This is a genomic window from Loigolactobacillus coryniformis subsp. coryniformis KCTC 3167 = DSM 20001 (genome assembly GCF_002706425.1).
Taxonomy (GTDB): Bacteria; Bacillota; Bacilli; order Lactobacillales; family Lactobacillaceae; genus Loigolactobacillus; species Loigolactobacillus coryniformis.
The window spans coordinates 2093276-2114368 of record NZ_CP017713.1; the positions used below are offsets into that span (position 1 = coordinate 2093276).

The following is a 21093-nucleotide window of genomic DNA, read 5'->3' on the forward strand; positions in this document are numbered from 1 at the left end:
CACAGCATAAGCGCTGTGAGTTAAAAGCAATCACACTTTTGACTGCATTAATGCCATTAGAAGTTACTGCTGTGTGATTAGAACACTAAATTCCTTGATGTTCATCCACTAAACTATCAGCAGTCCGCAGTCACCGCTACAGTTATGATGCAATTAATTATTAGCTTATTTTAATTTAAGTTTAACCTTGTTATTAGAAATCGTCAATCATTTTCGTGTTCAGCATTTATCCGTAAAAAAAAGAAGGAGTTGGACATAAATTACTTATGTCACAACTCCATTTTAAGGTTAGCGATTACGCCGCGACATACGCGTTGGTTCAGCAGACGACGTTGGTGTTGATAGATTATTGGCAGCCACTTGCTCTGCCTTTACAGCACTGGTTGGGGCTGCTGTTGGATCCTTATACGCTGCTTGGATCACAAGCTTAAATGGTTCACTGCCAGAAACAGCACCCGAGCGTCCAGCAATCTTATACGGCCCACCAGTTAATTGCGCACTGGCCAACACGATCTGATATCTAGCCGCTGCTTCTTTAGTCGGCATCAAACCAACTTCAGTAACTTCCCCAACGGGTAAACTATCAATTGCATTCCGGCCGGCATAAACCAGATAGTGATCGCCCTGCTGCCGTAATTCATAAAATGGTAATTGGACTAAATCACCAAGCGCATAAACCGGCTGACCTGTTTTTTGTGCTTGCTCATAAATTTGTTCATCCGAGCGGTTAGCATAATTTAATTGTAAATAGCCATTAGCCACTAGACTATCAGCTAGCTGCTCAAGATTGGCCTGTTGCGTTGCATCCACCGTTAGTTTAGCTGGTAATAAGCTCTGTTCGTGAAACAAACCAGCTGCTGGGATTACAGTTGTCGTATGTGCAGCATGCTTCCCGCCGATCATCGGGTCATCAGCAGCGCTAGCAGCACGACCACCTAATAGCTTTTCGATCTTCGGCGAAATGTCAAACTTAGCGGTTTTCGTTGTAAAGTAATAAATGACATTTAACACCGTAAAGTAAACCAAGATGACAAAAACCAGTAAAAATAGTAAGCCCCGTGTCCAGGCGCCAGCACGGAGGAAATAAATAGCAAGATAACCTAGATAAAGGACACCAACTACACCGATCAATGTATACACACGGTTTTTTAATTTAACGTTCATGTTGAAATAGCCTAAATAGTGATTCAACATATCAAGCAAAGATAACACCCAATCACCTCCAATTATTCAGTTGTTGTGTCATTTGTCGTGGTTGTTGTCGTACCCGTACCTGTCGTGTTACCAGTCTTTGTTGTGTTTGAGGTCCCACCGGCTGATGACGAATCAGCAGCTGCAGAACTTGAACTAGCACTAGTTGCACTTGAAGAATTAGCCGTTGTGCTTTGACTATTTTGTGTTGGCGTCGTCGTTGTTTGTGCTTCTGAGCCATCATCATTAGTTGTCTGTGAATTATCATCAGTCGATTCTTGCACGCTATTGCTACTCTCCTTCACCGATTGACTGCTTTCAGGATGTGTAGAACTACTACTTTGACGCAAGCTGCTGGAACCGCTTGTGACTGATGAACTATCAACTTGACTTGTCTGTTCAGTTTTGCTTTTAACTGGGGCAACTTTGTCAGCCACAACATTGGTCGCGGCTAAACCTAAAACGATTGAAACAATCGCAAATGGGGTGATAAATGGCGGTGTCCGGTAAGCCATTCAAAAACCTCCTCCTTCGTATTGATCTTCTAATGTTTCATTAAACCATATCTGCTTTAACATTGCGCGTCTTATTGGTAAAGAATTATTAAAATTTAGTGTCGGTAAAATTACATTAAGTATTGGCCTCATTCGAGTCTACTTTTAAACCACGACCAAGTCTAGCCATTTCAGCTTAATTTAAACTTAAATCAAACTAAAACGCGCCGAAAAATTAGCAATCAGCTAATCCTTCTGCGTGCGGCTGAACATTTGTTCTTAAGTCTAGTTTAGCATATCGCGTCTAACTTGCAAGTTGTTGAATTGAAAACAAAAATGTAAATAATTGACTATATTTCAAAGGCTTTCATAAAAATAGACTTAGTGAAAACTTATAGTCAATGATAGTTTGTATTAGCTGTAGGGGTTAGTAAAACAGCAATTTAAATTTGTGTTGCATTTCACTTGCTAATTTTGAAATGATATTGTAAACTATTCTGTAAGCTGTTACGTTAACCGTTTACAAAGAAGCGAGTGATTTTTATTATGTTTTATGCAAAGACAATTTTACAGCTAAATCCTTGCGTAAAATTCATTTTGGTTGTAGACTATTGAACACGTGCTGGGCGTTACAAAATTAACGTAACATCTTAGTCACCGTTAACCTATTGCTTCGGTTGGCGGGACTAACTCACAAGGACATTTTCCTTGATACAAGGAGGTATACACCATGAAATTTGGTAATTTTAGTGATAGTTGGTATCGGATCTCATTAGACACCGATCAACAAATTTTTTATGCAACTTCCAAGCAACATCCGGAACAAGTTGCCAGCGGTGTCACCATTGATGAGGCAGTACGTAAATTAGCGTTACAAGCACATCAACCCGTGACCCTTAATAATCACGCCGATCAAACGGCCTAATCGATAATCTAAAAAGCGCTGATGAAGTGAACCCCCGGTATTGGACCAAAATCCAATACCGGGGGTTTTACTATGACCAAATATACCAAGCAGTTTAAACTACATGTTGTTCAAGACTATCTGACGTCCTCATTAGGTTTTATCTTGATCGCTAGAAAGTACCAGATCAAAAGTCATGCGACCGTTAATAAATGGGTCCGGCAATACCAGCGTTTCGGTGTTAGGGGGCTTGAGGTTCGCCGACCAGAGAAAGTTTATGATGGCACTTTTAAGGTGACTGTTTTAAACTGGATGAAAACGAATCAGGCATCCATAACTGAAACTGCCCTTAACTTTGATATTTCTGCGCCGTCAACTATTTGGCAATGGCAACGAACTTTCGAAAATGAAGGTCTTGATGCCTTGTTTCGTAACCGAGGACGGTCAAAAATTATGTCAGCTGATAAACAAAGCAAGAAAACGAAACAACCAGATGAATTAACCCGCTTACGTGACGAAAACGAATTACTAAAGATCGAGAATGAATACCTAAAAAAATTGAAGGCCTTGGCTCAATCACAAGTAGACAACGAGCACAAATCATCCAAGAACTAAGGCCTAATTATCGGCTCGGTAAGATCCTTAAAGTCGTTGGCATGGCCAAGAGCACCTATAGCTACGCGATAAAGTCTGTCCCAACTGAAAACGATCCGGATGCGATCCTTAAACAAACCATTACAGACATTAAAGCTAACGCGACTGCGGCCGGTTACCGCCAGGTCACTGGCCAATTGCGTGAAATGGGGCTGGTGGTCAATCATAAGAAAGTCTTGCGCTTAATGCGTGAACTAAACCTGTTATCAACGGCGTATAATAAACAAACCCGTAAGTATAACTCTTACAAAGGAACGGTTGGAGCTGTCGCTAAGAATCGACTTAAACGACGCTTTATGACCAATCGACCGTATCAAAAGTTAACGACTGATATTACTGAGCTTCGTTGGGGCAATAAAACGATTGAAGAACGGGCTTACTTTACGTGTGTTTATGATCTATTTTCCAGTGAAGTCCTGAGCCATGATATTGCTTTAAAACCAACTGTGGCGTTCACCACCGATGTTTTAACAACAGCGATCAACCTGATTCCCAAACAACTAGGTTATCGGACAACGGTCCACTCTGACCAAGGCTTTCAATATCAAAATCCACGTTGGGTCCGTATTTTAAAGCAACAACATCTTTTCCAGAGTATGTCACGCAAAGCAACCTGCTTAGATAATGCGGCTATGGAAAGTTTTTTTCACATTCTAAAAGCAGAAGTTTATGATCAAAAACAGTTCGATACCTTGGCGGAATTAACCCAAGCCGTAGCGAGCTGGATTCAATATTATAATTTCACGAGAATCAAAACAAAACTGGGTGGTAAGAGCCCGGTTAAATACCGTGTTCTTACCACCCAGAAAGTTGCTTAAAGTTTCGTCCAATATTTGGGGTTCACTTCATGACTTGATTTTTATATCAAGTCGGCGCTTTTTGTTAGGCCATAATTTTGCATGATTTGATCCAACTGCCTTTGTGCAACTAGCCAGTCATCATTAACGATCACTTGCGCCTGATCTGCTAACGCCGTTGGTAGCCGCAGATCGCGCTCATACTCAGGACTAGCTACCCGCTGTGCGATCATTTCCCGCTGATCGCCGCGCTTAGTTAACCGCGTCACCAGTGACGCAGGCTGTTCAACCGTCAGAAACAACGGTATCACCTGTGCACCTAGCGTCTGTACGTAAGTCACTGCACCTTTGGTATCCAAAACGATACTGGCATAAGCGCATTTTTCCCAGGCTGCAGCTAGGGCTTCACGTGATGAACCATAGTAATAATCAGCGTAGCGCACCGATTCAATATAATGCTTAGTAAAGAAGCTGACTTCATTTTCAAAATAATAGTCGACACCATTTTCCTCACCGACCCGTGGTGGCCGTGTTGTATGAGTGATGACCCGCGGAATTTGATAATACTTAGTTAAGTACTGACTCACGGTTGTTTTGCCCGTTCCTGTCGCCCCGGTGATCACGAATAAGCGCTGTGGCAACAACGCCACCTCCCTCAAAATAGACTCAGCTACTACTCTACAATAGAAACGGCGTGTTGGCAAAGCAAATTTTTCTGTACACTACGATTAATTAAGCACGCCGCCGTACGGTTTGTAGACTACCGCGTAAAGCAAAATACAGTATTGGCACCAGAATGGCAGTCGAAATTGAATTGATCACCGTCGCTGGCAAGCTTAAAAATGAATTGATCAATGCTACTTTAAAGCTAGTCCCAACCATTAGTGCTTCAACGATCGACACTGCATAAGTCGTCACGATCTTCATCAATCCAGCAACGATACCTAAAATCACAATGTGGCTAGCGCGATCGTCCCGCTGAAAGAGGTTAAAGCCGGTGTTGACCACTAAAGCGATCACGATCACTTCTAGCGCGGTCAACCACGACGTCGCCGCATAACCATTTAATAAATCAAAACCACCTAAACCAATAATGCCCGCTAACGCACCATTACGACCACCTAGGAATAAAATCGCTAAAACGGTCAAAGAATTGCCAAAATGGATAAATGGCCGCCCAACTAACGCTGGTATTGGAATTCTTAATAAAGATATCCCGATAAAAATGATGGCCGCAAATAAACCTGTAAAAATAATCGCCCGTAAAGTATTCTTCTCTTGTCGCATCTACATTCTCTCCCCAAAAATAAAGGGCTACGGTAATATTCACCGTAACCCAGTAAATTATTTTCCCAATTGATCAGGTCATTACCTAAATCAAAATTTTACGCTAAGTCACTATTTAAACTGGTAGTACTTGTTCTAATAATTGTTGGAATCCAGCTGCATAATCAACACCAAAACGCACATCCGTTGCCGCAGTGGCTGTTCGTTTGATTGCTTGCTGTACAAATTCCATAGCCTGCTGACTGGCACTTTGCAGCGTTGATCCATGTAACCACAAGCCAAAGCAAACACTAGCAAAAATATCACCAGTCCCAAAATAATGGCCTGCTAATTGTGGTGTTGACCAATGCCAAATCGTCCGTTCAGTATAACCAACTACACCAATTTGACCATCATTCAATGGTACACCGGTTAGAATCACATTGGCAATCGACAATTGTGCGCTTAACTGTTGCACTAATTTTTCTGCTGCCGCAAGCGTCAATGGCTGCTCATCTTGGGGCAATTCCAATAGTAACCGTGCTTCGGTCACATTCGGTGTAATAACAGTGGCCCGATGAGCTAGTTGGCGCATGCCCGCCACATAGGAACGGCCAAAGCCCTTGTATAAACGACCGTGATCTCCCATCACGGGATCTAGTAGAATCCGCGCCGCGGGTGTTGCTAAAGTCGGTAAGTGCTGTCTCATTACTGGTAAAGCGGCGGTACCTAAATAGCCTAAGTACACCGCAGAAAAATTCAGCTCCAGCGTTTGCCAATGAGCGATGATCCGTTGCATTTCCTGACTGAGATCAAGGTAGGTGTTAGCACCAAAGCCGCCAGTATGCGTTGATAATAATGCAGTTGGCAAAATAGCCGGTTGTAGACCGAGCGTTGCCACGATCGGTAATGCCACACCTAAAGAAACTTGACCAACACAGGATAGATCCTGGCTGATCAAAACTTGGTTCGGTAAAGTCATGGTTAGACAATACCTTGAGCGTACATCGCATCAGCAACTTTCAAGAAACCAGCAATATTGGCACCCGCAACATAATCGTCGCCTAAATTATACTGTTTAGCGGCATCAGCTGATTTTTGGAAAATATCTTGCATAATCTTCTGTAAACGTTGATCTACATCAGCAAACGACCAAGCTAGCCGTTGACTGTTTTGACTCATTTCTAACGCAGAAACGGCAACGCCACCAGCATTAGCTGCTTTAGCTGGACCGTACAATAAGCCGGCTTGGCGATAAGCTTTGATAGCTTCTGGTGTACTTGGCATATTGGCCCCTTCAGCAACCACTTGGACGCCGCTGGAAATCAATAATTTAGCCCCAGCAACATCAATTTCATTTTGTGTTGCACATGGTAAAGCAACGTCACAATCAATTGGTGCTTCCCAAACAGAACCTTTAGAATATTCTGCCGTTGAGACCCGCTTAGCGTATTCACTGATACGACCGCGTTCGACTTCTTTGATCTGTTGCACAACCTTGTAGTCAATACCTTGTTCATCATAAATATAGCCATCAGAATCAGAAACCGTTACGACTTTAGCACCTAGTTCAGTCGCTTTTTGAATCGCATAGATTGCCACATTACCGGCACCAGATAATTTGATTTTTTTACCGCTGAGGTCATCACGATGTGCTTTGAGCATCGCATCCACATAGTAAAGTAAGCCAAAACCAGTCGCTTCTGGCCGCGCTAAGCTACCACCGTAGCTGAGACCTTTACCAGTTAAAATCCCACCACTAAAGCCATTTAAACGTTTGTATTGACCAAATAAGTAACCAATTTCACGACCGCCGACACCAATATCACCAGCTGGCACGTCAATATCAGGCCCAATATGTTTTTGCAATTCGGTCATAAAGCTTTGGGCAAAACGCATAACTTCACCATCAGATTTACCTTTAGGGTTAAAGTCACTACCGCCTTTACCACCACCGATTGGTAAGCCAGTTAGACTATTTTTGAAAATTTGCTCAAAGCCTAAAAATTTAACAACAGACAAGTTAACACTAGGATGGAAGCGTAGCCCACCCTTATACGGGCCAATAGCGGAATTAAATTGCACCCGGAAGCCACGATTGATCTGAACTTTACCAGCATCGTCGACCCACGGTACACGGAATTGGAAGGCCCGCTCAGGTTCAGTGATCTGGCCCAAAATATTAGCTTCAATATATTCGGGATGTGCTTCAAACACCGGCGTGATCGTTGCTAGAAAATTATCGACCGCTTCAAGAAACTCAGCTTGGTTGCCATCGCGTTGAGCAAGGTTCGCCCGAACTTCTTTGATATATTCAGTTGCTTGTGACATATTTTTCCTCCTATTGCACATTAGCTGATCGATTGCACGATTACCTAATGTGATCGACAGTGCCCATTCAACTACGACAGAACCTGCAGTTGAAGTTAGGCCCAAATTTGACTATACGACAATATATATACAGAATTCAGTCGGCGCACGACAAATTCATGGTAGTATTATAGCACAATTAAAACACTCATTGAATTATAATTTTATCTTTTCAGAAAAAAAGCAGGATCACATCTGTGATCCTGCTTAAAATCGTTATATTTGATTAGTCAAAGTCAACGTTGTGTGGAAAATGAGCAACGTGTGCTTGGCCTTCAAGTTCTTCTTCGATGCGTAATAATTGGTTATATTTCGCAACACGTTCTGAACGTGCCATAGCACCAGTCTTCAATTCGCCACCAGAAACGGCAACGGCGAAGTCAGCAACAAATGTATCTTCTGTTTCACCTGAACGATGAGAGATCATTGTTGTGTAGCCGTTGTTCTTAGCCAAACGAATTGCTTCGATTGATTCAGAAACAGTACCGATTTGGTTCAACTTGATTAAGATTGAGTTAGCAACACCCTTCTTGATCCCTTTACGGAAGATAGATGGGTTTGTAACGAAGATATCGTCACCAACTAATTGAACACGATCGCCAACTTCTTCAGTGAACTTAGCGAAGTTATCCCAATCATTTTCGGAGAATGGATCTTCGATAGAAATGATAGCTGGGAATTTCTTCAATAAGTCATTTACGTAATAATCACGTAATTGGTCAGCATTGAATTCATGGCCTTCAAATGTGTAAATGCCAGTTTCTTCGTTGTAGAATTCTGATGAAGCAGCATCTAAAGCGATACCGATATCTTCACCAGGCACGTAACCAGCTTGTTCGATTGCTTTGTAAAGCATTGAAACAGCTTCGTCAGTGTTCTTCAAGTCAGGAGCAAAGCCACCTTCGTCGCCTAAGCCAGTTTGGAAACCAGCATCTTCCAAGACTTTTTTCAAAGTATGGTAAGTGTCAGCGATTTTTTCGATACCATCACGGAAGCTAGTCTTCTTGATCGGTGTGATCATGAATTCTTGGAAATCGATACCGTTGTCGGCATGCGCACCACCGTTGATAACGTTATGGAATGTTTGTGGTAATTCAATGTTTACCCCGCCCAAATAACGGTACAATGGTGTATCCAATGAAAGTGCAGCAGCACGTGCAGTTGCCATAGAAACGCCTAAGATAGCATTGGCACCCAAACGTGCTTTGTTAGGTGTACCATCCAAGTCGATCATGATTTGATCAATTGCAGCTTGGTTGTATGGTGAAACACCCTTCAAGGCATCATTGATTTCTGTGTTAACGTTGTTAACGGCTTTGCTAACGCCTTTACCTAAAAGACGGCTACCACCATCACGTAATTCAGTTGCTTCTAATTCACCTGTTGAAGCACCTGATGGAACGGATGCACGGCCCAAAGTACCGTCAGTTAAAACAACATCAGCTTCGACAGTTGGGTTACCGCGAGAATCAAAGACTTCACGTGCTTTAACACTTTCAATTACTACTGATTTAGACATTAAATATGTCCCTCCTTAGTGATTATCGGTGTGATTAAATAGGGCGACACCAGCACCCACAATTCATCTAAAATGATATCATCTTACATTTCAAATAACAACAAAATATGACCGCTTTTTTTGAAAATAAGTTTAGGAAAACGCTTACTTGATGCTATTTTAATCTAATACCTGTTTTAAGTCGGTGAAAAAACTGGGATAAGAGACATTAATCGCAGCGGCATCATGCAGCGTTAATTGGCTGTGACTCAATAAAGCAGCCACTGCCAACATTAAACCAATACGATGATCACCATGTGAATCTACCGTATCGCTAGTTACTGCACGCAATGGTGTTGGCCCATGAATGATCATCCCATCCGGCTTAGTTTCGATGTTAGCTCCTAATTTACGTAGCTCTGTCGCCACGGTTTCGATACGGTCAGTTTCTTTGACCCGTAATTCAGCGGCATCACTGATCTCGGTAGTGCCTTCGGCTTGCGTTGCCGCCAATGCGATCAAAGGAATTTCGTCGATCACGTTGGCGATCTCAGTGCCATGAACCGTAGTTGCCTTTAAAGCACTTGAAATTACCACCAGATCACCACTAACTTCGTCGATACGCGAATCAACATTTTCAACGTGAATGTCGGCACCCATGCGACTCAAAACATCCAAAAAGCCTGTCCGCGTCTTATTCAAGCCAACTTGGGCCAGCCGCAGTTCACTATTAGGAACGAGGGTCGCTGCCAAGGCAAAAAAGGCCGCTGACGACATATCACCTGGTACACGGAATTGTTGCGCGACAAAATGATTCTGTGGTTTGGTGGTCAGCGTTAACCCATCTTTTTCGATTTCACCGCCGAATTGGCGTAGCATCCGCTCAGTATGATCACGTGTCTGGGCAATTTCAGTTAATTTCGAAATACCATCGGCTTGTAAGGCGGCAAAAATCAGCGCGCTTTTAACCTGCGCACTAGCCACCGGTACTGTCATTTCAACTGCATTTAGTTGGGTATTCGCTGCAATCGTCAACGGTAAAAAATCATCAGCAGTCGCCGTGATCTGCGCCCCCATTTGACTTAATGGGCCGATCACCCGTTGCATCGGCCGCTTGCTCAAAGAAGCATCACCAAAAAAATCGATTGGAAATGGCTGCTTACTCAGTAAACCCAGCAATAAACGCGTGGACGTGCCTGAGTTACCGAGATCAATTGGCTCTTTGGGCGCCTTTAACCCGTTCAAACCAACCCCAGTGATCGTGACTTGATCACCCTCGATCGTGATCGGTACCCCCAACGCTTGAAACGCAGCTAATGTGCGCTTGCAATCATCAGAGAAAAGAAAATGATCGATCACCGTGGTTCCTTCAGCTAATGCACCAAACATGATGCTACGATGCGAAATACTTTTATCACCAGGAATCGTTAAGGTCCCGTGTAGCCCTTGCGCATTGGCAATTAATGCTTTATCCATAATAACCCCCTATTTTGATCGCAAAAGTCTAGTTTTAGTATGCGGCTAATTCTTTCCGATAAGCTGCAACTTGTGCTTGTAGACGTGGTAAGGCATCAGCGTCAAATTTAGCTAAAACGGCTTCCGCTAACGTGATCGATACCATTGCTTCAGCGACGACTGCTGCTGCCGGCACCGCCGTGGTATCGGAGCGTTCTACATTGGCTTTATAAGCTTGCTTAGTCGCGATATCGACACTATTCAGTGGTTTGTACAACGTAGGAATTGGCTTCATGACCCCTTTAACAATAATCGGCTCACCATTGGTCATACCGCCTTCAAAACCACCCAAATGATTGCTGCCTCGGTAGAAGCCACGTTCTGGTGTGTACAAAATTTCGTCCATATCTTCACTACCGGGATGATCCGCTAAACCGAAGCCGTCACCAAATTCAACCCCTTTAAAGGCATTGATACTAATGATCGACTGGGCAATTTTTGCATCTAATTTAGTATCTGCGCTCACATAACTCCCCAAACCAGCTGGTAGATTAGTGGCAACGACTTCGACAACACCACCTAAGGTATCACCAGCTTTTTTAGTGACATCGATCAGATCGCGGATCTTAGCGGCAGCAGCTTCATCATAGGTTCTGACGTCACTGGCTTCGGTGACTGCACGAACGGCCGCTAGATCACCTAATTCTGGTAATTTAGTTGGATCAGCGTAGATACCACCTAACTGTTGAACAAACCCGAGCACTTCGACATCGATTGCTGCCAATAACTGCTGGCAAACACTACCGACCGCCACACGCATCGTTGTTTCCCGCGCACTAGAGCGTTCCAAAATATTGCGTAGATCACGTTGTTGGTATTTTTGTCCCCCAACTAAGTCCGCATGGCCAGGCCGTGGCTTGGTCACCTGGCGGATCGTATTTTCCGGTGTTGCTGCTGCAGTTGGGCTCATGATTTCATCCCAATGGGCGTAATCGCGGTTAGTCACCTGTAACGTAATCGGTGCACCTAACGTTTTTTGGTGGCGTACGCCAGAAACGATCTCCACTTGATCATGTTCGATCTTCATCCGATTACCGCGACCATAGCCTTGCTGGCGCCGCGCCAATGCTGCATTGATTTTATCCGCAGATAAAGTTAAACCAGCGGGTATCCCTTCGATCACTGCCGTTAGTTTAGGCCCATGTGATTCTCCTGCTGTTACATAACGCATGTTAATTCCCCGTTTCTAATTGATTTGTTTACCTAAAATGACCAGATCACGAAACTCACCATCTAATTCAGCTACTTGGGGTAACTTTCCCCATTGACGATAACCTTGCTTCGTAAATAAATGTAGGCTAGGTTGATTGTGACCAAAAATAAAACTCAAAACCGTTTTGATACCTAATGTCGGTGCTTGTTGCTCAACAAAAGCCAGACTTTGCTGACCGATATGTTGACCGCGAAACTGTTCATCAATATAGAGACTGATTTCAACCGTATTGTGGTACGCCGCGCGTCCATAATAATCCGATAAACTCAGCCAACCAGCTGGTTGCCCGTCTGCTGTGATCAACCACAAAGGCCGTCGCCGTTGTTGATGTGCCGCAAACCATGGCTCACGCTGGACCACCGTCACTGGTTCTAAATCAGCAGTCACCATTCGGCTCGCCACTGTTTTGTTATAAACTTTAACAATAAACGGCAAATCGCTATGTTGTGCCCGCTGAAACTTTATTTGCATGTAAATTCCCCCATTACACCAGCTAAACCTGATCAAGCACAATTTCTCAACCATAAATTTAGCCACAACCTGTCTTTTACGACATTCTAATTATTAAATATTTAACCATCTTTACGCCTAAATTGCTAATCTAACTTTAATTAATTAACTTAGTAATCGTTTTCTTTAGGATTATATTAGGCTTTATTCACACAAAATTCATACCTTCCTGGTAGACTTTTAAGTGTTGGGAAAAGTGAGTGAATAAAATTGCTGTGCGCCGTTGATCGGCTTGAAGGCCTTTGAACGTATAAAAATTTTACCATGTCACTTATAGAAATTTGAAAATATGAATCAAGCATAGATAGGAGCATCCACTTCTGCGCATATATTAATTAATTGCGGTGGGCCAAAACAACGGTTACGTTAGGTAACGCTTGTTTTGGTCTTTTTTATTGCTAAAAATTGATAAGCCACCTGTGTTTTCCTGATAAAATGAGACCATTATGTGACTTATCATTTTCTTTTCATTGTTAGATAGCTATGCTATGATGAAAAGCATCTAAATAACGAGTTGATAGTAGCGAAAAACTGCTATTTGACCTGACTCATTGGAGGGGGAAATGAATTGTCGATCAAAGATAAAATGTGGCAAAAGCAAAGTCTAGATAAATATCTAGCTAAAGATAATCAATTCATCAAATCAATGAACGCATTTGACTTGATGGCATTAGGAATCGGTGCGGTAATCGGAACGGGGATCTTCATCTTGCCTGGTACTGTAGCTGCCCTAAAAGCAGGACCGGGGATCATGCTTTCATTCGTAATTGCCGCAATTGTTTGTTCTTTAGCAGCCATGTGTTACGCGGAGTTTTCATCCGCGATGCCCATTGCCGGTTCGGCTTATTCTTACGGTAATGTGATCTTTGGTGAATTTATTGGCTGGATCCTTGGTTGGGCGCTGATCCTCGAGTATATGTTAGCCGTCGCTGCTGTTTCAACTGGTTTTTCGGCTTACTTTAGTTCTCTACTACAGGGCTTTGGCCTCGCCATACCGAAAGTACTCAGCGGGCCGTTCGACCCCACACACGGCACTTATATTAATATTGTGGCAGTTATTATCGTCTGGTTGATTACTTGGTTATTAAGTCAAGGCATGAAACAATCGGTGCGCATTAACAACATCATGGTAATTGTTAAAATTAGTATCATCGTCATTTTCTTGTTGGTCGGTGTCTTCTATGTCAAGCCCGCTAATTGGCACCCATTTTTACCATTTGGTAAGCTTGGGGTCTTACACGGCGCTTCAACCGTCTTCTTTGCTTACTTAGGTTTTGACGCCGTTTCATCATCAGCCGCTGAAGTTAAAAATCCACAGCGTAATATGCCGATCGGAATTATCGGAACTCTAGTGATTGCAACCGTACTGTACATTTTAGTTTCTGTGGTTCTAACTGGGATGGTTTCCTTCCGTGAATTGGATGTTGCCAACCCCGTAGCGTTCGCCTTACAAAAGGTGGGGCAAAATTGGACGGCCGGTATTATTTCTTTAGGCGCCTTAGCGGGTATGTTTACCATGATGGTCACTATGATTTACAGTAGTTCACGTTTGATCTACTCAATTGGTCGTGACGGTTTACTACCTAAATTTCTCGGCCGTTTACAAGGAAAAAATCACTTGCCACAACATAGTTTATTACTGGCTACGTTGATCATTTCCTTCTTAGGTGGATTAGTTCCATTAGATCAACTGACTAGTTTAGTCAATATTGGCACGTTGATCGCCTTCACCTTTGTCTCAATCGGTATTATTCCATTACGCAAGCACACTGAGATCACACATAATGGCTTCCATGTGCCCTGGTCACCTATTCTACCGATCATCTCAGCCTTAGCTTGTATTGGATTAATGCTCACTTTATCTTTAGAAACTTGGATTGCTTCTTTGATCTGGTTTGCCATCGGTATGGTAATTTACTTTACTTACGGCATTCATCATGAGAATATCTCTGATTAACGAAATTTTTGATACGCCAAACGGAGCTCCGACAGCCAATGTCGCAACTCCGTTTTTTTTATTTATGACAGCCTTGCCCCTTTTTCGATTTTTTGCTTGATTGATCACGTTCAGCAAAGCGAAAAAATCTTTTGCCGCCAGTAGCCTTTACAGATAGGTACTTGGTTGATCTCCCAATCCATAATACCAACATCCCTTCCCTTAGGATATTTTTAGAATAGCATGTTAGTCTTTTTTCATTGGGCTTCATGAGCAGTTTTTTATAAAAAAATCACTTATCAAACACTTCCCCAACTAATTTAGGATAGAAAACATCGTTAAAGCCTAAGTTGACAATCTCTAGTATAAATCAACTATTTACTTTTTTTACCTTGTATTTCTTAGTAAATTCTTTTTTCCGTATGACGGTGTACAAAAAAGTCGCTTCTACTCAAATCTAGAAGCGACTTTTTTGATTAACTTTATTCTGAACGCAGCGCGATCGCAGCATCTTTCTTCGAAGCCATACGTGCTGGTAAATGACCACCGATGATCGTCAAAACCGTACTCAATACAATCAAAATTAAAGCATGAACAGGATTTAGCTGCGCAACGTTAGACAAATCAGTTAGCTTATACAGCAAACTATTGATCGGGAACGTCGCCAGATAGGCGATCACAACACCCAGGATACCGGAACCGACACCGAGAATACCCGTTTCCGCATCAAATACGCGGGTAATATCTTTTTTCCGTGCGCCAAGTGCTTTTAAGACCCCGATTTCCTTGGTCCGTTCTAACACTGAGGTATACGTTAAAATACCGATCATGATCATACTAGTTACTAACGAGATACCAGCAAAGGCCACTAGAACATACGTGATAGCGTCCATTAAACCACCCGTTAAATCAGTCATCGTTCCCGCCAAGTCGGTGTAAATAATCTTGTCAGCTTTATCTTTGCCCTTATTATATTTGTCCAAATAAGTCAAAACATGATCTTTATCCTTAAAATTATTCGGATAAATTAGGATACTGTAAGGAATGCCACTGCCACCCAAAGTAGCCATTAACTGTGATTTAGTCTGTGCCGTTAGCGTCTCGCCAGTCAGCACATTAGTGTTGCTCTGCTTTTGTGCTTGCACGATCGCTGAGTTTTTATTATCTTGAATAATTTGTCGAACTAACTTGTCCGAATACGCGATTCCTGGTGCCAACAGCCCCATATTAGTGCTCTTTTTAGCACGGATCACCCCAACGATCTTCAGCTGGTGTTTGCTATTGTTATAAGCGCTGGTCAAGTTTTGATTAGGAATGAAGTTATCAGACGGTAATTTTTGATAATAATCATCATTGCTGGCAACTTTGATCGTTGTCCCAATAATTTTACTGAAATCAACTTTTTGACCATTTTTTACGTCAAAGCCTAGATTTTTCAATGCATTGATATTCGTATGGTTTTTACTGTCCACAACGACCACAATATCTGTTGCGGTTTTGGGATAAGCGCCTTTAAGTAATTTGTAATTAGATTGCAGGAAATTATTTTTACCGGCCGTCAACGGTTCTGGAAATGAAGAAACGCCCACGCCTGACGATGAAGATAGACTTTGCTGAATGCTTTGTGTATCGCCGTCTGAGTTAGAGAATTTAACGGCCGTCACTTTACCCTCTACTTGACGTAACAAATTCATCCCAGTTAATCGAGTATAGCCAATATTATTGCTATACTCAGGATCAATATTTTTAACATAATTCAAAAATTTAGTATTGATCTTATTGACATGCTGGGCACTTTCACTTTGATCTTTAGCCGCGACTAAATAACCCCTATTTTTAGCCGTTTTATCGGAATCACTCATACTACTTTGTGCTTTAGATTGATCGGTGGTCACTTGCGAAATTGTAATTGGAAACTTGGACAGTGTTTCCGTTTGCGTATCATTGATTTGCTTTTGGAAACCGTTGGATAAACTTAAAACGATCGCGACACCAATAATTCCAATACTTGAAGCAAATGCGGTCAGGAACGTCCGCCCTTTTTTCGTCCGAATATTGTTAAATGATAACTTGATGGCGGTGGCAAAAGTCATTTTAGTTCGCTTTAATGTAAACGCACTGCTAGTTGCACTTTCCTGGTATGGATCAGAATCTTGCTGAATTTTACCATCAGCAAATTCAACGATCCGATCAGCGTACTGGTGCGCTAATTCAGGATTATGCGTGACCATTACGACTAAGCGTTCATGCGATAATTCTTGGATCAATTGCATGATTTGCTCGCTAGTGACCGTATCCAGTGCCCCAGTTGGTTCATCACACAATAGAATATCTGGATCGTTAACGATTGCGCGAGCGATTGCGACACGCTGCATTTGACCACCAGATAATTGATTAATCGCTTTATTGATGTGTTGGCCCAAGCCAACGCGCTCCAGTGCAGCTACCGCCTTTTGCTTTCGCTCCGCCTTACCAACGCCGCTCAGTGTCATCCCCATCTCGACATTATCGATAATGCTTAAATGACCGATCAGATTGTAACTTTGAAAAATAAAACCAACTGTATTATTGCGGTAGGCATCCCAGTCCGTCTCTTTAAATTTCTTAGTCGAAGTACCGTTAACGATCATATCACCGGAATCATACCGATCAAGACCACCTAAAGCATTCAACATCGTTGTCTTACCAGAACCGCTAGGCCCCAATATTGCAACAAATTCTTTTGGCCGAAAAGCAATCGAAACGTCATCTAGTGCTTTAGTCAGCGTATCACCGACTTGATAATACTTTTTTACGTGCTGTAATTCGAGCATGGTATCCCTCTTCTCATCTAAACCACTGTTAAACTGACTTTGATTTTACCAAAACACTTTACAATCGTCAAATATTCATTATAATTAATAATTGACGATATGAATAGACAGAAGCAATCTTAAACGCAAAGTAGAACCATGCTTCCTGCGGCAAGATTTTTGCCACGAGAATGGCATCATCCGTAACATCGAAGAGAGTGTGACATAAGGTGCCCAACTTTTGAGCATTAGCCTAGAGCGGCGAATAATTCACTGCGTGAATTATTTGACGATCGTAGCTAAGCGGAAAAAGTTGCCTTATGGAACACGTTTTAACTATATTATTCGGAAGTGTGAAGAAGGTGTTGGACATAAACAACTTATGTCACAACTCCTAACCTTAATCGTGGAGTAGAGGAGTTAACTATGGCAGATGAACAAAAAAATTTAAACACGTTGTTTGAATTGATCACCATTTTAAATCAATTGATTTTTGAACCAAAAATGATCCAGAAAATAAAATTATCTAAAAATGAAATTCTAATTCTAGGTTTGATCAAAGAAGGTAGCCAACCAGCAATGTCAGAATTGGCCAATAGATTAGGTACCTCTCCTGCTCAGATTACGCGTTCAGTTACCAGTTTAGAAAAAAAATCACTGGTCAAACGGATAATTAATCCAACTAATCGACGTATAATCAACGTTAGGTTGACGCCAGCAGGTAATCAATTAATTGGACAGCATGAACAAGCGGTACGTACTAAATTACAAAAACAACTTGCCGCCGTTTCCGCTGCTGACTACAACGAACTAGATCACGCACTGCAACAAGCTGTGACTATTTTAAAACGAACGACTTTAGGAGGTTAACCGCTGATGCACAAAACGGCTTTAAAACAGCAATTACAGTTAGACTTGGCTTCAGCCGAACAACTTAGCAATAAATGCAATTTGATTTATCAAAGCGAGCAGTCAGCAACTTCGCTTACCCAAGTTTAAAGACATTGCCTAAAAAGCAACGTGATCAATGGATGCTGTGCTAACCCACCAACCAATATTTTTTAGTCGCACGCATAGTTCAGAAAAGAATCAAACATTTCTTAGAAACAAATTTCAATGGTACCTATCAATATGTGGATACATTATTGACAGCACCGGCAGCACTGCCATTTGTTTGGTCGTTAACTACTAATCAAACAGGGTGACCGTGTTGACAGATTCACGTGGTCATTATCATTATTTATGACCCTAATTTGATCAGAAGAACCAGCGAATCAAGTTTTATTGGTGCCAACACGCTGCTAAGCTATTACAAATTATTTTAGTTCACTAAATCATTTTCACATAAAAAAGCTGTGCTAAGATTCTTAACAATCCAGCAACAGCTTTTTTAATACAGTTACATCGCCATCCAAGCAGCAGAGAGAATATTGCCGTCGGGATCTTTGATTTCTAACTCATACATTTGATCTTCGGGAATGCCGAGCTCAACATGATAATATGAACCACCATTGGCTGCTGCTTCAGCTGCGAATTCTTTAACTGCCGCAACACTATCGAAACTAAATGCCGTCATGCTGCCGCTGATTTTTTGCGTATCGGCCACTATTTGTCCTTGCAGAAATTTATTATAAAAGTCATGCGTTAGTAGCATGATCCAGATCGTATCACTCCACATCATACCTACACCGCTTTCATCCGAAAAATCCTTATTCTGCTTAAAACCTAATGCCTCATAAAACTTGATTGAACGCTGCATATCTGTAACTGGTAAGTTCACAAAAATCATTTTTGCCATCGTGCACCTCCTGATTTTTTTGAATACATCATCATTATCGCAAGCATGATCATAAATGGCAATCGATATACTTTCTCAGTATACTTGGGTTAGGGGGCTTTCATGCCAGCCACTGCAAATGCGCAAGTGCTCGGTTTTCGTTTACAAAATTAGCAACTAGCGCAACCACAACCAACAAGCGCCCTAGCGATAATCGTTGGTACCTGTGGCTTACAAACATGCTCCCTGATGCTTGGTCAACAGCTAACTATAATCAGTTGTCCGCCATCAAACGGGCACAACTCACACAAGCTTTAGAATCGAACAAGCTACTATTGTAGACTTCGAGTTACCGTGGTGCGCCCGTTATTTTTCCGACTGAACAAGCCAGTATTTTTCTAACCGCCTTAATTCCAGAAACAGATGAGCAGCCGTGGATCATACTCGCGGCTGATTGCCTACTTTGCCGGAACTCGCCCTTACTTTTGAGCAAGCACTACATTACGTTAGCACTGCTTACCACCAATTACAGCAACAATTGGGCAAATTAGGATTTGAGCACTAATTCAGTTTGCTAGAGCTTTATCAAATAAAGTCAAAAATTATACTGAAAGTTCTATTGAATCCCTTGATGGCACGCTTCATCCCCCTTAATAACCTCGTTTTAATATTAAAATCAGTTTATTTTTCTCTCATAATCCTTTATACTTTTAAAAATAAGTAAAAAAGATTGTGAGTTGAAAGTTATGTGGGAACGTATTACTAGAATTTCGCTGATCAAGCGGATCTTGATTGGGATCATCATTGGTGCCATTCTCGGTGTTGCCATACCAAGTTGGACTTGGTTAGAAATTCTGGGTGATCTATTCGTGAATTCATTGAAAGCTATTGCCCCGTTGTTAGTCTTCATGTTGATTATGTCATCAATGTCAAAACATGAAAAAGGCGCACAAACGCATATGCGTTCGATCGTTGTTTTGTATTTAATGGCAACTTTTGTCGCTGCTTTGGTCGCTGTTGGTGCCAGCTACTTATTCCCAGTCGACATTATTTTGCCTAAAGGAACTGCTAGTGCAGCGGCTCAAGCCCCAAAAGGCCTAGCACCCGTTATCAAAAATTTATTTAATAGTGCCATCGAAAACCCAGTCAAAGCACTGACTGAAGGTAACTACCTCGCTTTATTAGTTTGGGCTAGCCTGATTGGGATTGGTTTACGTCCGTTTGCCGGTACGACTAAAAAATTAGTCAGCGACTTTTCTAGTGCGATCACCAATGTTGTTCAATTCATTATTCAATTGGCTCCAATTGGGATCGTTGGTTTAGTTTTCCGCTCAGTTGCCGAAACTGGACTTAGTGGTTTAGCTCGTTATGGCCAACTAATCTTGCTGGTCGTCGGTACAATGGCCTTTGTTGCTTTGATCGTTTACCCAGCAATGGTGTTATTAATGACCCATCAGAATCCCTATCCACTGACCTTATTTACATTACGAGAAAGTGGAATTCCGGCATTCTTCACCCGTAGTTCCGCGGTCAATATTCCAATCAATATGGATCTTAGTCGTCGTCTAGGCTTAAATGAAAAAACTTATGCGATCTCAATTCCGTTAGGCGCCTCTGCTAATAGTGGTGGTGCAGCAATGACTATTTCAATTATGACACTAGCGACTGCGCATACATTAGGAATCAGCGTTTCTTTCCCGATGGCCTTCCTGCTATGTTTATTGTCAGCAATTTCCGCCACCGGTGCATCCGGCATTGCTGGCGGTTCACTTCTGCTAATTCCGCTAGCCTGCAGTTTATTCGGCATCTCGAATGATATCGCGATGCAAGTGGTCGGTGTTGGTTTCATTATCGGTGTCATCCAAGACTCAGTTGAAACTGCCGTTAATGCCGCCAGCGATATTTTATTTACCGCTACTGCTGAATTTGCTGACCTACGCCGTGCCGGTACACCCGTTAACATTACCGAGCGCGTGCGCAAAGCAAAACAAATGGAAGCCGGCGACGTTACAACGATCATTGAAGAACATCATGAACAATAACTTGAGAAATACCGCTAACTTATGCGGTATTTTTTTATGAAAAGAACTAAACCGTGAAAGTTCAAAACCCAGCTAAACCCTGATTGCACTAAGTTATTTTAGCCCAAAATTAAACACAAGCAGCTCCTTGAAGT

At 42.2% G+C, this 21093-nt stretch carries 18 protein-coding genes; 6 read left to right on the top strand and 12 right to left on the bottom strand.

Annotated features, from left to right (window positions below; translation table 11 throughout):
* Positions 1 to 288: 288 nt before the first annotated feature.
* A complete protein-coding gene (locus LC20001_RS10410; RefSeq protein WP_003678033.1) occupies positions 289 to 1212 on the bottom strand; it encodes a DUF6681 family protein in 924 nt (307 codons plus the stop codon).
* 14 nt (positions 1213 to 1226) lie between these two features.
* Positions 1227 to 1706: a hypothetical protein gene (locus tag LC20001_RS10415; RefSeq protein WP_029508004.1), complete on the bottom strand. Its 480-nt coding sequence runs from the start codon at positions 1704 to 1706 to the stop codon at positions 1227 to 1229.
* A 709-nt stretch (positions 1707 to 2415) separates the two neighbouring features.
* Between LC20001_RS10415 and LC20001_RS10420 the strand changes: the two genes are divergently transcribed.
* Positions 2416 to 2610 (top strand): hypothetical protein, encoded by a 195-nt coding sequence (locus tag LC20001_RS10420; protein WP_010010610.1) that lies wholly within the window; start codon positions 2416 to 2418, stop codon positions 2608 to 2610.
* Positions 2611 to 2682: 72 nt separating this feature from the next.
* Positions 2683 to 4061, top strand: a protein-coding gene (locus LC20001_RS10425) for an IS3 family transposase (RefSeq protein ID WP_099267153.1) whose coding sequence is annotated in 2 segments (ribosomal slippage) — positions 2683 to 3172 and positions 3172 to 4061 — 1380 coding nt in all. Because the reading frame shifts where the segments join, the coding sequence is not laid out codon by codon here.
* Between the two features lie 41 nt (positions 4062 to 4102).
* On the opposite strand, the gene LC20001_RS10430 is transcribed toward LC20001_RS10425, so the two are convergent.
* The 8 genes from LC20001_RS10430 to LC20001_RS10465 form a co-directional block, all read right to left on the bottom strand.
* The gene (locus LC20001_RS10430) at positions 4103 to 4684 is read right to left on the bottom strand and encodes a nucleoside/nucleotide kinase family protein (protein WP_186758242.1); all 582 of its coding nucleotides are present in this window, start codon (positions 4682 to 4684) and stop codon (positions 4103 to 4105) included.
* An 88-nt stretch (positions 4685 to 4772) separates the two neighbouring features.
* Positions 4773 to 5327: an ECF transporter S component gene (locus LC20001_RS10435; protein ID WP_003678038.1), complete on the bottom strand. Its 555-nt coding sequence runs from the start codon at positions 5325 to 5327 to the stop codon at positions 4773 to 4775.
* 115 nt (positions 5328 to 5442) lie between these two features.
* The gene (locus tag LC20001_RS10440) at positions 5443 to 6288 is read right to left on the bottom strand and encodes a pyridoxamine kinase (RefSeq protein WP_003678041.1); all 846 of its coding nucleotides are present in this window, start codon (positions 6286 to 6288) and stop codon (positions 5443 to 5445) included.
* Positions 6289 to 6290: 2 nt separating this feature from the next.
* Complete coding sequence (gdhA, locus tag LC20001_RS10445; protein ID WP_003678044.1) at positions 6291 to 7637, bottom strand: NADP-specific glutamate dehydrogenase; 1347 nt, start codon at positions 7635 to 7637, stop codon at positions 6291 to 6293.
* A gap of 265 nt (positions 7638 to 7902) precedes the next feature.
* Complete coding sequence (gene eno / locus LC20001_RS10450; protein WP_003678045.1) at positions 7903 to 9195, bottom strand: phosphopyruvate hydratase; 1293 nt, start codon at positions 9193 to 9195, stop codon at positions 7903 to 7905.
* 159 nt (positions 9196 to 9354) lie between these two features.
* A complete protein-coding gene (gene aroA / locus LC20001_RS10455; RefSeq protein WP_010010612.1) occupies positions 9355 to 10650 on the bottom strand; it encodes a 3-phosphoshikimate 1-carboxyvinyltransferase in 1296 nt (431 codons plus the stop codon).
* 34 nt (positions 10651 to 10684) lie between these two features.
* On the bottom strand, positions 10685 to 11860 hold the full coding sequence (aroC, locus tag LC20001_RS10460) for a chorismate synthase (protein WP_010010614.1): 1176 nt from the start codon (positions 11858 to 11860) through the stop codon (positions 10685 to 10687).
* Positions 11861 to 11875: 15 nt separating this feature from the next.
* Positions 11876 to 12373, bottom strand: a complete 498-nt coding sequence (locus LC20001_RS10465; RefSeq protein ID WP_010010615.1) for a GNAT family N-acetyltransferase — start codon at positions 12371 to 12373, stop codon at positions 11876 to 11878.
* 607 nt (positions 12374 to 12980) lie between these two features.
* Here LC20001_RS10465 and LC20001_RS10470 point away from each other — a divergent pair.
* Positions 12981 to 14369: an APC family permease gene (locus LC20001_RS10470; protein ID WP_010010616.1), complete on the top strand. Its 1389-nt coding sequence runs from the start codon at positions 12981 to 12983 to the stop codon at positions 14367 to 14369.
* A 461-nt stretch (positions 14370 to 14830) separates the two neighbouring features.
* Here LC20001_RS10470 and LC20001_RS10475 read toward each other — a convergent pair whose 3' ends face one another.
* Complete coding sequence (locus tag LC20001_RS10475) at positions 14831 to 17161, bottom strand: ABC transporter ATP-binding protein/permease (RefSeq protein ID WP_010010617.1); 2331 nt, start codon at positions 17159 to 17161, stop codon at positions 14831 to 14833.
* 405 nt (positions 17162 to 17566) lie between these two features.
* Between LC20001_RS10475 and LC20001_RS10480 the strand changes: the two genes are divergently transcribed.
* Both LC20001_RS10480 and LC20001_RS14695 read left to right on the top strand, forming a co-directional pair.
* Positions 17567 to 18010 (top strand): MarR family winged helix-turn-helix transcriptional regulator, encoded by a 444-nt coding sequence (locus LC20001_RS10480; RefSeq protein ID WP_010010619.1) that lies wholly within the window; start codon positions 17567 to 17569, stop codon positions 18008 to 18010.
* Between the two features lie 6 nt (positions 18011 to 18016).
* Positions 18017 to 18139, top strand: coding sequence for a hypothetical protein (locus tag LC20001_RS14695; RefSeq protein WP_010010621.1), 123 nt, complete (start codon positions 18017 to 18019; stop codon positions 18137 to 18139).
* A gap of 400 nt (positions 18140 to 18539) precedes the next feature.
* On the opposite strand, the gene LC20001_RS10485 is transcribed toward LC20001_RS14695, so the two are convergent.
* Positions 18540 to 18938, bottom strand: a complete 399-nt coding sequence (locus LC20001_RS10485; protein ID WP_003678054.1) for a VOC family protein — start codon at positions 18936 to 18938, stop codon at positions 18540 to 18542.
* 725 nt (positions 18939 to 19663) lie between these two features.
* Here LC20001_RS10485 and sstT point away from each other — a divergent pair.
* A complete protein-coding gene (sstT, locus tag LC20001_RS10490; RefSeq protein ID WP_010010622.1) occupies positions 19664 to 20959 on the top strand; it encodes a serine/threonine transporter SstT in 1296 nt (431 codons plus the stop codon).
* Positions 20960 to 21093: the final 134 nt, after the last annotated feature.

Excerpts from the sequence above, each read along its gene's own strand:
- LC20001_RS10415 (WP_029508004.1), bottom strand. The coding sequence starts at position 1,706 with ATGGCTTACCGGACACCGCCATTTATCACCCCATTTGCGATTGTTTCA.
- LC20001_RS10420 (WP_010010610.1), top strand. The coding sequence starts at position 2,416 with ATGAAATTTGGTAATTTTAGTGATAGTTGGTATCGGATCTCATTAGAC.
- LC20001_RS10435 (WP_003678038.1), bottom strand. The coding sequence starts at position 5,327 with ATGCGACAAGAGAAGAATACTTTACGGGCGATTATTTTTACAGGTTTA.
- LC20001_RS10440 (WP_003678041.1), bottom strand. The coding sequence starts at position 6,288 with ATGACTTTACCGAACCAAGTTTTGATCAGCCAGGATCTATCCTGTGTT.
- gdhA (WP_003678044.1), bottom strand. The coding sequence starts at position 7,637 with ATGTCACAAGCAACTGAATATATCAAAGAAGTTCGGGCGAACCTTGCT.
- eno (WP_003678045.1), bottom strand. The coding sequence starts at position 9,195 with ATGTCTAAATCAGTAGTAATTGAAAGTGTTAAAGCACGTGAAGTCTTT.
- aroA (WP_010010612.1), bottom strand. The coding sequence starts at position 10,650 with ATGGATAAAGCATTAATTGCCAATGCGCAAGGGCTACACGGGACCTTA.
- aroC (WP_010010614.1), bottom strand. The coding sequence starts at position 11,860 with ATGCGTTATGTAACAGCAGGAGAATCACATGGGCCTAAACTAACGGCA.
- LC20001_RS10465 (WP_010010615.1), bottom strand. The coding sequence starts at position 12,373 with ATGCAAATAAAGTTTCAGCGGGCACAACATAGCGATTTGCCGTTTATT.
- LC20001_RS10475 (WP_010010617.1), bottom strand. The coding sequence starts at position 17,161 with ATGCTCGAATTACAGCACGTAAAAAAGTATTATCAAGTCGGTGATACG.
- LC20001_RS10480 (WP_010010619.1), top strand. The coding sequence starts at position 17,567 with ATGGCAGATGAACAAAAAAATTTAAACACGTTGTTTGAATTGATCACC.
- LC20001_RS14695 (WP_010010621.1), top strand. The coding sequence starts at position 18,017 with ATGCACAAAACGGCTTTAAAACAGCAATTACAGTTAGACTTGGCTTCA.
- LC20001_RS10485 (WP_003678054.1), bottom strand. The coding sequence starts at position 18,938 with ATGGCAAAAATGATTTTTGTGAACTTACCAGTTACAGATATGCAGCGT.
- sstT (WP_010010622.1), top strand. The coding sequence starts at position 19,664 with ATGTGGGAACGTATTACTAGAATTTCGCTGATCAAGCGGATCTTGATT.